Here is a 14,208-nt window from a genome sequence, read left to right as displayed (position 1 = left end):
TACAATGTCTCCTTATGTTCACTAAACGGTCGTGAGAAGCATCCCTTCGTACTCTTCTTCCAGCTTCTCAATTTCACTTTGGTAGGCTAAAAGCTGCTGATCGATGCCGTCCGGTAACTGCTCACTCAACTGAGCAGCCATCAGCTCCACATCAATCAAATCCTTGCTGTTGCGGCAACAGTCAATCAGTCGTTGCAGGACGGCATTTTTGCCCTCAATGACCTTATGACCTCTCTGCAAAATTGTCTCTTTACTCTGGCCGACGACGGTGGGCCGATTGGACAGCTCCTGCAACTGCTGGCTCAAGGTCTGGGACTGGGACAATTCTCGCTCCAGTTCCCGCACCCGTTCGCCGAGTTGGTGGCTCTGCTTGAGCAGGCTTTGAGAGCGTAACAACTGGGTCCGTCGTTTCGGATCCCGTTCCCTCCCATGATTGAATCGCGCAATCCCATAGGCACCCGCCAAGCTGCTGGTAATTCCAGCTCCTGTCGTCACGTTTTGGGGGAGATTTAACTCCATGCCTATCCCTGCGGCTATAGCCGCGATCAGCAGTGCCCCTTGGAGCTGGTAACGGCGGGACAGCCGCCGAGGATGAGTCAATGGATAGACCCCAGCGGTTTGCAGGTCCAACAGCAGGATGGGTTGGTGTTTACCCAAACCGTGGAGGGGAGTCAAGGCGATGCAGTTTAATCCCGGTGGGATATCTCGGTCCAATTGGACGCGATGGGTTTTTCCTTCCCTTATAAATAGAATGGCGAGATAAGCAGACGGGATTTGATGCTGGGTCGTCACGGCCCAACTCTCCACCACATGGGTGTGAGTCATGGCAAAGGAAGAGTGGCAATGACGGCAACCCATTTCCTCCCCTTCTTGGGGCTGCTCGGGGAGGTAGAGTGGCCATTTACAGATAGGACAGGTGATTTTCATGAACTTAGTACCTCACGGCGGCTTGTTGACCCGCAGCGACATTGGCATGATCTGGCACCAGGGAGCGGGCAACGCTTTCGCGGGTTTCTAGATCCTGGTCCGTCAGGGGTTGAATCTTGGATTGTTTGATCCGTAGCTTCCGGTATTTCTTCCAGGTTTGCTTTCCTTTGTCCATATCCCTCAGCTCCCAAGGGGGAATAACGGTCTGATGGTGGACGGGTATACGGACGGCTTTTTTATTACCGATACCCCGATTGCGGCAATAGAATTGGCCTTGGGGTAACTCCAGCAATTGTTGGATTTCCACGAGGGGACGGGTGTTCTGCTGGTCTCCCTCGGAGCGGTTAGTGCCTCCTTTCCCGTGGCTTCTTGACTTATTCTTGTAGGAGATATCCTCCATGCCAAAATACTTGCTGTAATATTCAGCGGTGCCGTTGTGACTGAGCTGGCCCACAAACACGGTCTTACAACCCGTGAGAATATTTTCCGTTTCTTTCACCCCATAGGTACTCTCCAGTAGGTCTATGCCTTGGGTGCCCAGGTAGAAGCAGCCCCCCGCTGAACGGGCCACCTGTAAGACCTTAGACAGGCTGGGGACTTTGAGGGTTTGCACCTCATCCAAGAAGAAATGGACGGGATCTTTTCGGGCCATGTAGATATTGCGGTTAATCATCAGATAGATGATCGAGGCCAAAAGGGGAGCCACCGCAAACTCAATCTGGGGATTGAGTCGGAAGATCACCATCGTTCGCCCCGTAATCTCCAGGGGCATCGTGCTCTGACCACAGAAGGTAGACAGCACCTCTGGAATCATAAATCGAGAGAACATGATCGAGGCCGTCGTAGCGATAGAGGCTGCGGTTTCGGGGGAATCCGCAGACGCCAGATAGTTATCAAAGGCCACTTTTTGATACTGAGGAAGCTGCACCTCGGCAATTCGCTTGGAAAAGTTGGGAAGGGCGAGGATCTTATGGGCTAGGGCAATATCTGCGCAGACTTCTGACCCTTTGACGAGCATAAATAGGGCTTGGATTAGCTGGTTGCCCGCTAAGCTGAAGAAATCAGCCCCTTGGTCACTAGCTGAGAGCTTGAAGTTCTCATTGAGGACGTTGGACAGTTGAAAGGCATTGGCCCCATCCTGGGGATGTTTCAAGACATCGAGGATGTTGAATTTATCGGTATCTGGAAAGCCAGGGGCCACCACATAGACCTTATAGCCATGATCCAGGGCATACCCCGCAATACTGGAACTAGGGGCGAGGCTATGGGGGGATTCTTCATGGCCTTTGTAGTCATAGTCAAACAGCGGTTGCCCCCGCTTGATCACGGATCGCTTGAATGGATCGAGAACGGAATAGCTCTTACCAGACCCCGTATTGCCGAGGATCAGGGAATGCTCTTCTAAATGGCTGACGTAAAAGGAGTTGTTGTCTGGGGGAATCTCAATCTGCCGTTTCTGGTGATTGATAATAATACCCTTGGGTTCTTGAATCCACAGGGCCACCTTATTGTGCTTGTTCTGCTGAATCAGCTTGCGGGCATAGATTTTAGACTGATGGATCTCACGGGCCGTGGCGAACCGGGCACGGGCAAGGATGCCTTTCCGTTGGCCGGAGTACTTTTGAAACAGCATGGGGACCAACAGTAATGCCATGCATCCCCCCATCAGCAAAAGTTGGGGGTTGATTCCCCCAAACGGAGTACTAGGCTGCGGTGGATGGGGGTGGGTGGGGGTAGACTCGGTTTGTGAGGTCTGGATTTGTGCGATAGGAGGATGCATAACCTTACCAATCGAGATAGGACTCTAACAAAATGGCGGTGGCACTACTAAGGGCTGGTTTGGCGGTTGTTCCAATTGCGTGTGGCTTGATCCACCAATTCTTTAGCGACGGGGGCGGGGACAAACTGCTCAAAGGGCAAGGTATTCCCCGCAAAATCAACCAAATGGCCTTTGCATTGGCCCCCTGTTACCTCGACTAACACCACACCGAGAGACTGAGACAGGTCTTTAGGGTGGAGAACAACATAGTGATAGGTGGTGGCATCCTGGGTGGTCGTGGCATAAATAACGGCCTTTTCCACGGGGATGCGAGATCCCGTCTCAGGAATGCAGGAGGCATCAATGCTGCTGTTCTGAGCTAGCACTTGGCTCGGAAGGGCAACAGCAGAAAGAATCAGTAAGGTAGTAAGCAATTTTTTCATCGTTAAATTCCTAAAAACGAACGTGTTTACGAGGGTTAACGGCTTGACCTGAGTAAAGGTTTCCAGCTTTGTAGCCATCCACCACCCCAAAGTCAAGGTGGGGTCCCGTACTGATTCCTGTAGACCCCACCGTGCCGATTTGCTGGCCTGCGGTGACCTTTTGGCCGACCCGGACGTTATTGGCGTTGTTATGGGCGTACCAGGTCGCTAAACCATTGCCATGATTGATTAAAATGTAGTTCCCATACCCTCCTTTCACCCCTGAATATTCAACGACTCCACCATCAGCGGCGAGAATAGGCGCACCCAAGGGTAACGCTAGATCCACCGCTGCATGAAAGGATGAGGCTCCAGGGGCGGGGGGTACTCGGGGTCCATAGCCACTAGTGATAACGGCCCCAGGTGTTGGGTTTTTCAGTCGGCCCGTGGCAATGCCATCCCCTTCTGGGCCAATGAACCCACTCGTCGAGGCACAGGGACCAAACCCCGTTGCCCCCGTGGGTGCGCCATCAGGGGCACTCCCGTTGGGACCATACACTTGCAGGTTCTGAGGATTATTCCAAATTTTGCTTTGCTCTGGACCACCGGGAAGAGAGGTGAACTGCTTGGGGCTGAGGATCTGATCCGCCTTGGCAAAGTCCCCTTTTTGGATGGTGCCGAGAAGGTCCACCCCTTGCTCTCCGCCAATCATCTGAATCCAGAACACAGCGGCTTTATCCGCCGTCGCCCGATCCTTCGACCAGGGATCTATCCCCGTGCGTCGCAGCATGGTAGCGCGGGATTCTGGAGTAAATTGATAGACGCCGTATGCCCCCGTATCAGGATGCTGACGCCAATCCGTTCCCCCCGTACTCTCTCCCGCCGCAATCCGTTTTAGGTACTGTCTCAGGTTCTGGTCCGCCTGGTTGGAGGTGGCTGGGGCGATGTGTTGATCTGGGGAGGGACTGGATACAGCGGCAGTATCGCTGGCACTGCCTTGGGATGCATTCGCCTGGAGTGCATTCGCCACGGCTGGGGTACAGAAGTTCTGCTGATTGCGGGCATTCTGCAGATATGCAGGTAGCCCCCCACTAGTGGCAATCAGCATCAATGATTTTTCTTTTAACTTAAACGGGGTGGGAAAGGGGATAAAGTGGGGCGTACACTGCAATCCCAACAGCGGCACCTTTTTGCAGAACTGGAAATGTGCCCAGAGCTGAGCGGAAGCCGGTTCTCCGTTACCCCCTTCCTTGATATTCTCTAGGCTGATTTTGACATGGGCAGCGGTGGTCCAAGGGACAATCCCCGCAGGTTCTTTGCCGTTATTGACGAGGGCGAGAAAGCCTTTACCGCCCGGTGTAGGTTGGTCTTTGCCCGCCACCCAGGCTTTCCCCGATACTTTCGAGGGCGGACCACCCCCATCCACATTGTCTAGCTCGAAATGGGAGCAGCGCTGCTGTAGGCACGGTTCAGGCTTAAACTTCTGGTTTTTTGTACCGCCCGAAATCACACGGGTAATGGGGGTTTCCGTTGGCCCCGCATAGGCGACATCCATCCGGGCAATAACATCGTCTTTGCTGGGGGTAAACTTCAGGTCAAAGGGCAGATGATCGACGGGCACCTCAGACATGCCGGGAATGTCGGACAGATACTTATCGGCAATCTTGGGGATCGTGGCGATGGGCTGATCAATCAACCCTGGCAAGGTTTCTTCCAGGTCCAATTCTTCTAGGGTCAAGGAACCCAAGGGCATTTTGCGGAACTTCTCATTCTTCATCAGCTCCTTGACGAGTACCTTGGAACCTTGGCGAGTGGCTTCGGCCTGGGCCTGTTTCCGCACGCTCTCCCAATCCCCCACGATCACCCCTTGGGTCATGGGGAATAGCTTCTCTAAGGGAATCTTGCCATTGACTTTCGTGAGAATCTTGGCAACTTCACCCTGTTCACCAGGGGTGAGGATATTGCCCCAATCCCCTTTAGACAAACGCTCTAGGCTAATCCCTTTTAGAGCGGGTTTCTTGGCGAGTTCCGCGATCAACGCTTTTTGACCAAAGGTGAGCGCTGCCCCTTTGGACTGCTTCAGGGTGCCTTTGGGGTCATTGGTGATTCCAGCGGCAATTTGGAGGATTTTGGGGGCTTGATCCAAGGGCTTATCTTCCAAGCCGTGATAGAGTTGCGTAACCTCTTCCACGGTCATCCCCTGTATCAAATCAATCTCATTCAGAGGAACGCCAGCGATGTCTTGGCCAGAGGAGCGGCTTAACTCTCGGAGGGTCATTTTATGGAACCCGACAAACTGGGGATTATTGGGGATATCGCCCCATTTGGTCATTTGGTCCGGGGTAGCGCCTCGCGGGAACGCCCGACTAAATTGATAGTCCATCTGCACATGGGCAGGAAGCTCAATCTGTCCAGGTGCCGTGGCCCCAGACATCTGAGAGAAGCTGGGTGCCCGTTCACCAGACGGGGAGTAAATCAATCCGGGTGAGGTCGTCGATTGGGGTGTGGTGGGCCTGGATTGGTTCACCGCCTGCTGCCGAGAAGTCGGACGGTTGGCGGGACGGACAATCTGAGCGTTTACGGGCAGGGACCAGGGGCTAACCACCAGGCCCGCTGCGATCAGAAGGGTGAGAGGACGTTTCATCGGTTCACTGGGGATTGATATTGATCTTGCGCTTGGGGGCTGCTGAGGTGGGTTCTAGCCGAAACTGGTAGGTATTCCCGGCATTGGTCGTGATGGTCATCAAGGAGGTGCCATCAGCGTTATAGACTAAGCCCTTCACCCGTTGGGGGGATTTGCGAAAAAGCTGAATGATGGTTGGGGCCGTGCCATTACATTGACCACCCCCCGCACAAAGCTGACCATTGAGGGGTTTGACATCCACATGCTGCCAAGGCAGGATGGTCAGCCCTCCCACTTTTTCCCCCGTGCGTAAGGTGATGATCACTCCCGAAGGATCGACTTTTAAGCCCTCATAGACTCGGCTGTTCAGCCAGTCTGAAGGGATTTGGACGGTATCTTTGGTGTTCACGGGTTTTGCTTGGACGGAAGGCGTACTCACGAGGGTGAAGCTCAAGCCCACGAGGGGGCCAAGGAGACGAGGGGGTAAACGCATAATGTTGGCCTTAATTGATGGAAATATCTCGAAGAACATACAGATCAAGGGACTTGCCCTTGCTGAGCTTGTAGAAGCTGCTAACGACAGCATCCTGATTTGGGGCAGAATCTTTGACAATCTCCGATAGTTCAGAGGTGGCCCCTTCTGCAAAGCCTGCAATCAGATCTGCTTCTGGATTCTGCTGGGTGACGACGGTGCCATTTGAGCTGGAAAAGGAGGACTGGCTTAGGGGGCGATTGATCAGGGAGGTTGAGTTGGCAATACCTTGGGCACCCATGCGAAAGAGGCCATTCAGGAGACGGTTGCCGAAGCTGGTTCCACCTTTTTGCTCTAGCTTGGCTTCCAAGAAATTCGTATCTTTGGTCTGCACTTCCATTGCACCACTGGGGATGGGAATGGTCCGGTTCTGGGTTTTAATGGCCGTGACTTCCATCATCACGAGTCCGTCACGAGTGGCCTCTGTGACCCGAGCAATGGCCTGGGAGCCTTTAGGGAAAATCTCAACCCCTGCGGTGTTCTTGAATGTCTTCGTCAGTTCTAGGGAGTAGCTTTGACCATTGAGAACGTCAGGGCTATTGGGCCGCCAAGCAACAGCTCTTTTAAGCTTGGCTTTGCCTTTAGAGTCCATCGTCAAGATGCGGCTATCTGCTGAGGGAGCAGGAGCCGAGGGCGAAGGGGGTACGCCCTGAGCAGGGGATGAGATTGCGGTGGTGGGAAGCTGGGCACGAAGGTGGGTTCCCGTACTAGGCGCAGGATAGGTCTGAGGGGGTGAGCCTGTTCCCACGGGGGAAGCAGGCGGTTGGGGAGACAGTAGAGAAATGGTTGTTCCTTCCGTTAGGGGTTGGGAAGTTCCCTCAGTGGGTGGTTGGTATCCGTCCACCGGAGGGGAGGGAGGAGCTGAAGGAGATGGGATTAAGGACTGGGTGGGGCTGGCCTGGGCCACTTCAATGGGGAATTGAGGTTGAGCCGTCGCCGTGGTGTTTGAGGGAGGTGCAGGATCCGGTGCTGTAGCAACGGGTGTATAGGACTCTGATGCGGGGGCACCATAGAAGCCCACGTTTTCAACGCTGCCAAATTGAGCCACTGGATCAGCCTCCGGTTCTGGCCGAGTCGTCGATACAGCGGTGGGTCGGGCAACCTGGGGCTGGGGTTGTGGCGTTGGGGGTACGGCTAAGGGCCGCAAGGGGATGGGGGATCTCGCTGCCACTAAACGCGGGGATGGAGCAGCAGGTCTTTGAGTAACTGTGGGTGTTGGTGGTTTTTGCGGGGTTTGGGCCTGTTGATTAAAGGTCGTAACCTCATCTAACTGGTCTGTGTAGGTATTCCGTTGTTGCGAGTCGTCCAGCTGGTTTTCCAGCTCCTGTTCCCGTGGGGAGCCTTCAGGTCCGTAATCTTGGGGGTATTCTGCATAGGCATCACTGAGGATAGGGTTTTCTGGGGGTTGTGACCGAGCGGTAACAAAGACTTTGTACAGGCCAAATAGGAAGAAAATCCCCAAACTCAGCCCCCCCACGATGATCGCCACCCTTGTATAGGGAGAGTTCACAAAGTTATAGGTGGTCTTAATGGTGTAAGGGTCCGTGACGGCCTCCGTACCATAGGTATCCATCTGGAGCTGGGGGGCGTCCTCATCTTCAGGGGTCTCGTCTCCACCTTCATCTCCTTGTTCGGCCCCAACCTCATCTGAAGTATTGAGGGAGGATGGGGCGGCATCAATATAGGCTTGCCAATGGGGTTCTAATGCCGCTTCAGGGGTGGCAGCATCCTTTGGCGTTGCCCCTACATCTGCTTCCAGGTTATGTTCTCCAGCAGTATCTGCAACGACTGGCTCAACAACAGTCGTGGTTCCTTCATTGGGCATGACGAGCTACCTCCGTGGGGTTAACAGCAATGTCGTAGATTTCATAGCCTCGATTACGAGTGGCATTGATCAGAGCCTGCACAGGGGTCAGGGTGGCGGATGATTTGGGGGGAGACACGGGCCGCACATAAACATCACGATTAAAGGTGCGGGCCTGCACGGGCTTCTGTTGGGCATCAAACTGATACAGGGTCGCTTGGGTGTAGATCCGCCAATGTCCGGGTTCATCTTTGACAGGCTTGGGGGTTGCGGTACGATTCACCCGAAGAACTTTAGATCCGCCATGTTCATAATCTTCTGGCATCAAATTGGGTATTCCCGCCAGGAAGGTAGGCTGATACTCACTGCTAAGAATGAATGATGAGGCATGGACGATACTCGGAATTCGGCCAATGTCATGGAGGTCAATCCCCTCATCCAGCCCACCGGGAATAATTTCTTCCGGGACGCGCTTCGACAGCAAGAACAATAGAGGAAGGGACTCTTCAACGAAGTTCCGCATGTTGTTCCGGGGGTCTACGGCTTCCACGTTCACCAATTCCTGGTTCTGACCCGCTTGCACCACAACCGGGCGGGCCTCCAGTGTCTCCACCTGGCGACGAAGACCATTGATATTGAAGCCCTGGCCCACAATCACGAGGAGAAGGGCACCACAGATACCTGTGTTTAACAGTGTCAAAATGGGCTGTAGGTTTATGCTGCGGCGTTCCAGCCGATCAAAGAAAGTCATCAGTACCTCCGGGGTAAGCCTGCGGTGCCCATACGGGCAATGCCACTAAATAAGGCGATTCCTCCGCCACCTGCCAGCAAAATGGCAATGAAGATGCCAAATAAGGAAATCACTAAGGGGAAAATCAAGGGGTCCGTAGGTCCCGCATTCAGAATAGAAAGGGATCCTAACCCCACTAGGGTCTTGTACAGGATTTCCAATAGTCCCAGTCCTGAGTAGGTCGTTCCCCACCAAGTAATCGGCTTACCAGGAACGGGCAAGATGGACGCGCCTAAAAAGACGGGGGCAACTAAGGCCGTCAGCAGCTTGGCATGTTCAATCGCAATAACGAAGGCCACCCCCATCCCGAACAGAATGGATGTCACGGCATCCGACACCACATCCGATAGTCCCGTCAAGAAGTGACTAACTTCCCGTGGATCTTGGCCTCTAATTTCACCAATATCCGGTATCCCCGTGGATAACAGTTGCACTGGAATTTTGACCTGCTCTCGAAACTCTCGATACCAGGAACGAGTCCGGTAAGGATACAACAAGTCAAAGATTTTTTGGTCCGCATCTAATAAGCAGGCCCGACGATTTTTATCCCCAAATTCGTATTTTAGGCAGTCTTTGGTAGCCCTGCGGTATATGCGAGTAGCGGACATCTGTACGGCAGCTTCATGGACGGGGTTAAAGTCCTTGATATCTTGGCGCAGCGATACAATCACATAATCCGAGATATTCTGCATCACTTTGTTGGAGTTCAGAATCGTCTCACCCAGGAGGTTGCCGCGATTGGTGGGATTTCCCAATAAGAACAGGAGCAAGATCGGTACAATCAGTTCCTGCAAGGCATGGGGACCAACAATTGCATCATCACTGACGAGAATCTTGACCCAACTAATAAACCAAAAGCCAATAAAGACAACGGCAATAATGGCTCCCACATCCCCTAAAGCCACAAATAGCGGACCTTTGATGGTTTGCTGCCAGGTCGTATCAATAGCAGTCCGAAGGGTGGCACTACTTTCCAGTGTGTTTTCTAGGATGCGGGAGGCTTGGTCTTCCCGTGCTTGGGCAATCAGAATGTTCATGACAATGGGGGAAAGAGAGACCGGGTAGAGCGCTTAATCCAACGCATACAACCTGTACTAAAGAGGATGGCTGCAATCAAAGCACTGACATGGGTAGCAGTCAAAAACCAGAATGAGAAAGGGGTTTGCTGCCAGAGGTCATCAATCGCGAGGTTTAGAGATTGGCTGACCTCTAACCTGCCCATGACTTCTGGCAGTAGTGTGAACAGGTGATTCATGGTCGAAAAGGTGGGGTTCTGGGGGACGACGGGGTTGCCGGGGGAACTGGGTTACCGGGTAGACGGGGAAGTCTTGGTAGTTGGGATTGAGGAACTGAACGGTTATTTCGGGTAGGCCGATTGGGAGTCGCAGGACCGACTAGCCCCGCCAATCGCCCCATCTCCCCCATTTGCCCTGAATTGACAAAGCTTCTTTCGATTTGCTCAGCTTTTTTCCGCTCCTGAGCAATTTCAGCCAAGTTGTACAACTGCTTATTGCCCTGATAAATCGCGGCACGGGTTTGCACGGCTTCTTCATAGGTTGCCTGACCAATCTTTGCCGTCTCAGCTTCTTGCCTTCTAGCAAGCTTGAGGACATCTTGACTTGAAGTGGCTTGTTCAGCCTGATCTGCAATCGACGCTGAACTCGCAACCGCCTGAGCAATACTACTTCTCGCACTTTTAATTAGCTCCTGGCCCTTGCTACCCAGCAGCAAATTTAATTCAGCCTGACCTGCCTTAATCTGAGAGAGGTTATTGCTGATCCGCTTCTGGAGGGCGGGGGGCACACCAAAGATATTATTCTCAGAATCCGCTTCAGCATCAAGGTCATAATCAGAGAAGACAATCTTGGCTTTCTCAGGATCTGGGAGACCCGCTGCCCCTAAAACTTCTAAGAGACTTTGAGACTCAGCTATCGCTTCAGGGTTTTGGAGGTCTGAATCTGGCTTTTGCTGGAGACTCAGCAACCCCAGCAGGATATTGGGATAATTGAGGTAGGGCGTAACATTGAGGCCCGTCGTCCGTAGAAGTCCCGCCCCTAAATTGACATACTTGGCAATATCTTGGACGGACTTGAACTCCTTGCTATTAGAGACCTTTGCTAGCTTGCCGAGCAGCCCCCCTTTGGACTTGGGTTGATCTCCAGATGGGGTAAAGACATCACTGACGTTGTAAGGACTATCCCCTGGCTGAGGATTGGCATAGACAGAGAGCGGGCTTAATACGCTGAGTAGGAGAACGGAACAAATGATGGATTTATGAGGTGACATCGGATTCCTCGCTAATGGTTGGCATCGTGGCTTTGGGACTTAAGATGATGGGCCAGTTCTGAGACCCATCGGTAAGGTTCATGTGGGCATTGGGCTTTGTAAGATGCTTTGACGGGCACTTCATCAGGACCATTCATGGTCAGCCCAAAGTTGGCAAAGCTGGGATGATATCGGCCAAACTGGTGGTTGCCGTTACTGCTAATCAGCCATTTGCTACAGGCATCTTTCCGGGAGGGTATGAACTCTTCATCGACGTTTTGAATGAGCAGTTCGCGGGGAATACCCAGTTTGACGAGCAGAGGTACTTCCTCTTCGTTAATGGCCCCAACAAGATAGGTGCCCACGTTGGCTAGGATTTCAGCCGCATTATCAGCCTTCGCCAAGACCTGCAGATCCGTTCCCACCCAAATAGTCCAAATCCCGTTCTTACGACCGATACTATAAAAACTCCCCAGCATCTGCCGATAGGATTTAAATTTATGGAGCTTGGAGCCTTCTTCCCCCACGAGCAAGGTAGGCTTCTGACCCAGGGAACGACTGAGGACACTCGCTTGAGCAGCGAGGGCCAGCGGTGCCATATCTTCGTCATTATCGATATTGCCCAAGGCATAGACGACGAGATTGGCATCCGTGTTGAAGGTGGTGGGTCGAGAGATAATCGCCCCAATCGGTCGTCTTAGTAAAGCGGAGAGGGAGACCTTGAGGGTGTCTATCGCGGCAATAATGTCCTGAGTCAGGACTTCTGGCGGTACATTCGATGGGTCAATATATTCCGTCAGCGTCGTCAGTGTAGGGATTTGCTCCCAAGCGGGGGTTCCCATTCCTGCATCAAAGGCTCGGTTATACCGGGTCAAGATGCTGGGTTCTTTAAAAAAGTTATCCAGCAAAAAGGTGAGTGCCCGACTGACGGATTCTCGCTTCTCGCTGTTGACATCCTCTGGCAGACACAGATCCATCAAGGCCGTTTGGACGAATTGGCGAAAAGTCTGTTGGGCCGATTTATAGGCGTCCTGATTACCTAGCAACTGTCGAAAATCCGTCCCCTCAATGAGATTGAAGGAATCCGTTGTGGTATTGAAATAGGCACCGCCCAAAAACGTCGTCAGTTCATCGTAGGTGCCAGATCCATCCCCACGGGTGGCATCAATAATCAGAACTTGCCCCCCTTCGGCTAAGACCTGCTCACAGCAAGCCGAGACGGCAAATGACTTCCCAGATCCCGTACCCCCCAGGATGATCATGTGGTTATGCTTGGGTTCGGATGCCAACGGATCCACATAAAGGGGAGTGCCATTATCCGTGAGCAGCTCTACGCCTTTTTTGTGAGGACGGCGATCTAGCATCACGGGGGTTATGCCCAACACCGCTGGTGTCGTTTCCCGGATGCGGCGCTCGAAGGAGGATATTTTGAGTAACCCTCCCCCCGCCAAAAGGGTACGCCAGGTATAGGGTTGAGCCTCCAGCCACAGTTGATCAAAGTAGCCTCGTTCCCGCACGAGACATTCCCCCGCAAACAGGGATTGGTTCGTGCGAAACCGTTTGAGGGCAACATCTAACGCATCTGGGGTGGAGCGGTAGATCAACGCCATCCAAGCACAGCGAACCACTCTCGCCCCTTGGCGCAACTTCATCTCAGCAGCCAGATCAGTATTGGTGTTATGAATGGCTCCACCGTCCAACTTCTTGCGGTTCTGAGACATGACCAAGGAGAGGTTGCTCTGTCCCGTCCGTTTCTGACTGGACTTGAGAACATCCTGCTGGTTATCTGGGGTGAATTCGACAATCAGTTCAGTATTGCTGACTTTCTTGGCGTTAATGGGAGAGGACGCATCCATAAGCTGTTGGAGACGACCAGTATCAGGGTCATACTCTCGGGCTGGGCGCTTGTTGAGAACCACACCCCCACAGTAGAGATTCCGTCCCGGTAGATGGACGAATCGCTTATCCATAAAGATGCCTTGCCCAAACAGGACGCTAGCAATCCGTAGCTCTGATTTTTTGCCCCAAGTTATCCCGTTTTCATCCAGCTGTACCCATTGGGGAATGGGGGGAACTTTACCGCTATTGACCCGCTGATAACTGAAGGCCCAGATCTGATCTGCCGTCATGGGGGTGACTTTAAGCCCCACTTTCTCAAAGAAATCGAGGGTGGGTAAAAATCCGTGGCGGAAGGCATCTAAGAGCATTTGCTCGGTACGGGCATAGATGTTGCTGCCCCCACTTCCCATATGCTCTTGCCACATCTCTTGCAGGCTTTGGGCGACCGCTTGGATTTGGTCATCTTGCTGACTCATACCCACACCCACGGTATAGGTGACGTAGAACCGCAGGAATTTAGGGTTATATTGTCCCCGTCGGGTCAGGGATTTGACTCGCTCTTTTAACCAAGACAACAAAAATCGGAATTGATCCGATGGGGCGCGGCGTTTGAGATCTTCAAGCTGGTTGAGTCGTTCCTGGCAGTCGGCCATTGTCCCCATATGCAGGGTCATTTGCTCTGCGTGGGGGAGATCCATCAAGCCTTCTTCCAACTTCTGGGCCGCAGCTTTCGCTTGGTCCACGGATAAGGTGCTGGACAACCCAGGACTATCAAACACCCACACAAAGCGAAAACGCCGCCCCACTTGCAGCAGGTAAGCACCCACGACATAACCCTGAAGGCGAATAATCGCCATACAAGCAAGATCAACTTCATCTTCAATGGGAAAAGCTTTTCGCTTGCGGGCACCCCCGACGACTTTGGGGCCAATCTTGGGCTTGAGACTCGTCGAGGTGGTCTTATATTCAGCGTGAGCTGTCACATATTCCTTGGGTCGATGTAAACTCCCCCCAAATTTCCAGGGTTTATCCCCCACAATGATCCAGTGAGACGCAATCAGAACCACTAGCAATAAGCCAAAGGGCCAGGGACTTACTGGGGTTACGCTAGCCACCAGTAGGTATAAAACAGCTACACCCGTGATAATGGCTATCCAGGGAATCAGAAATTGTCCCGGAATAAAAAACCGATCTGGGGCTTTATCCAGTGAGGGAGTGTATTGAATCGTGTTATCGCTCATAACCCC

General features: G+C 52.9%; 11 protein-coding genes. All 11 read right to left on the bottom strand.

The features are described from left to right. Positions 1 to 21 precede the first annotated feature (21 nt). The 11 genes from AM1_RS35995 to AM1_RS35945 are packed head-to-tail and all read right to left on the bottom strand — an operon-like array spanning position 22 to position 14,202. Complete coding sequence (locus tag AM1_RS35995; RefSeq protein ID WP_012168210.1) at positions 22 to 927, bottom strand: hypothetical protein; 906 nt, start codon at positions 925 to 927, stop codon at positions 22 to 24. Positions 928 to 931: 4 nt separating this feature from the next. Continuing rightward, positions 932 to 2,707, bottom strand: coding sequence for a type IV secretory system conjugative DNA transfer family protein (locus AM1_RS35990; protein ID WP_012168209.1), 1,776 nt, complete (start codon positions 2,705 to 2,707; stop codon positions 932 to 934). A gap of 47 nt (positions 2,708 to 2,754) precedes the next feature. Further along, positions 2,755 to 3,129, bottom strand: a complete 375-nt coding sequence (locus AM1_RS35985; protein ID WP_012168208.1) for a hypothetical protein — start codon at positions 3,127 to 3,129, stop codon at positions 2,755 to 2,757. A 10-nt stretch (positions 3,130 to 3,139) separates the two neighbouring features. After that, positions 3,140 to 5,752, bottom strand: coding sequence for a M23 family metallopeptidase (locus tag AM1_RS43770; RefSeq protein ID WP_012168207.1), 2,613 nt, complete (start codon positions 5,750 to 5,752; stop codon positions 3,140 to 3,142). Positions 5,753 to 5,756: 4 nt separating this feature from the next. Then, complete coding sequence (locus tag AM1_RS35975) at positions 5,757 to 6,224, bottom strand: hypothetical protein (protein WP_012168206.1); 468 nt, start codon at positions 6,222 to 6,224, stop codon at positions 5,757 to 5,759. A 10-nt stretch (positions 6,225 to 6,234) separates the two neighbouring features. After that, positions 6,235 to 8,088, bottom strand: a complete 1,854-nt coding sequence (locus AM1_RS35970) for a hypothetical protein (RefSeq protein ID WP_012168205.1) — start codon at positions 8,086 to 8,088, stop codon at positions 6,235 to 6,237. Continuing rightward, positions 8,078 to 8,818, bottom strand: coding sequence for a hypothetical protein (locus AM1_RS35965; protein ID WP_012168204.1), 741 nt, complete (start codon positions 8,816 to 8,818; stop codon positions 8,078 to 8,080). The genes AM1_RS35970 and AM1_RS35965 overlap by 11 nt, the downstream gene beginning before the upstream one ends. Beyond that, on the bottom strand, positions 8,818 to 9,894 hold the full coding sequence (locus tag AM1_RS35960; RefSeq protein WP_012168203.1) for a hypothetical protein: 1,077 nt from the start codon (positions 9,892 to 9,894) through the stop codon (positions 8,818 to 8,820). Before AM1_RS35960 ends, AM1_RS35965 begins: the two co-directional genes overlap by 1 nt. Further along, the gene (locus AM1_RS35955) at positions 9,891 to 10,112 is read right to left on the bottom strand and encodes a hypothetical protein (RefSeq protein ID WP_012168202.1); all 222 of its coding nucleotides are present in this window, start codon (positions 10,110 to 10,112) and stop codon (positions 9,891 to 9,893) included. Before AM1_RS35955 ends, AM1_RS35960 begins: the two co-directional genes overlap by 4 nt. After that, positions 10,109 to 11,143: a hypothetical protein gene (locus tag AM1_RS35950; protein WP_012168201.1), complete on the bottom strand. Its 1,035-nt coding sequence runs from the start codon at positions 11,141 to 11,143 to the stop codon at positions 10,109 to 10,111. The genes AM1_RS35955 and AM1_RS35950 overlap by 4 nt, the downstream gene beginning before the upstream one ends. Positions 11,144 to 11,154: 11 nt before the next feature. Continuing rightward, on the bottom strand, positions 11,155 to 14,202 hold the full coding sequence (locus tag AM1_RS35945) for a helicase HerA domain-containing protein (protein ID WP_012168200.1): 3,048 nt from the start codon (positions 14,200 to 14,202) through the stop codon (positions 11,155 to 11,157). Between the last annotated feature and the right edge of the window lie 6 nt (positions 14,203 to 14,208).

Source organism: Acaryochloris marina MBIC11017 (assembly GCF_000018105.1).
In the GTDB taxonomy this organism is placed as follows: Bacteria; Cyanobacteriota; Cyanobacteriia; order Thermosynechococcales; family Thermosynechococcaceae; genus Acaryochloris; species Acaryochloris marina.
The sequence above is the reverse complement of the archived record's forward strand: the minus strand, read 5'-3'. Positions and strand labels throughout refer to the sequence as shown.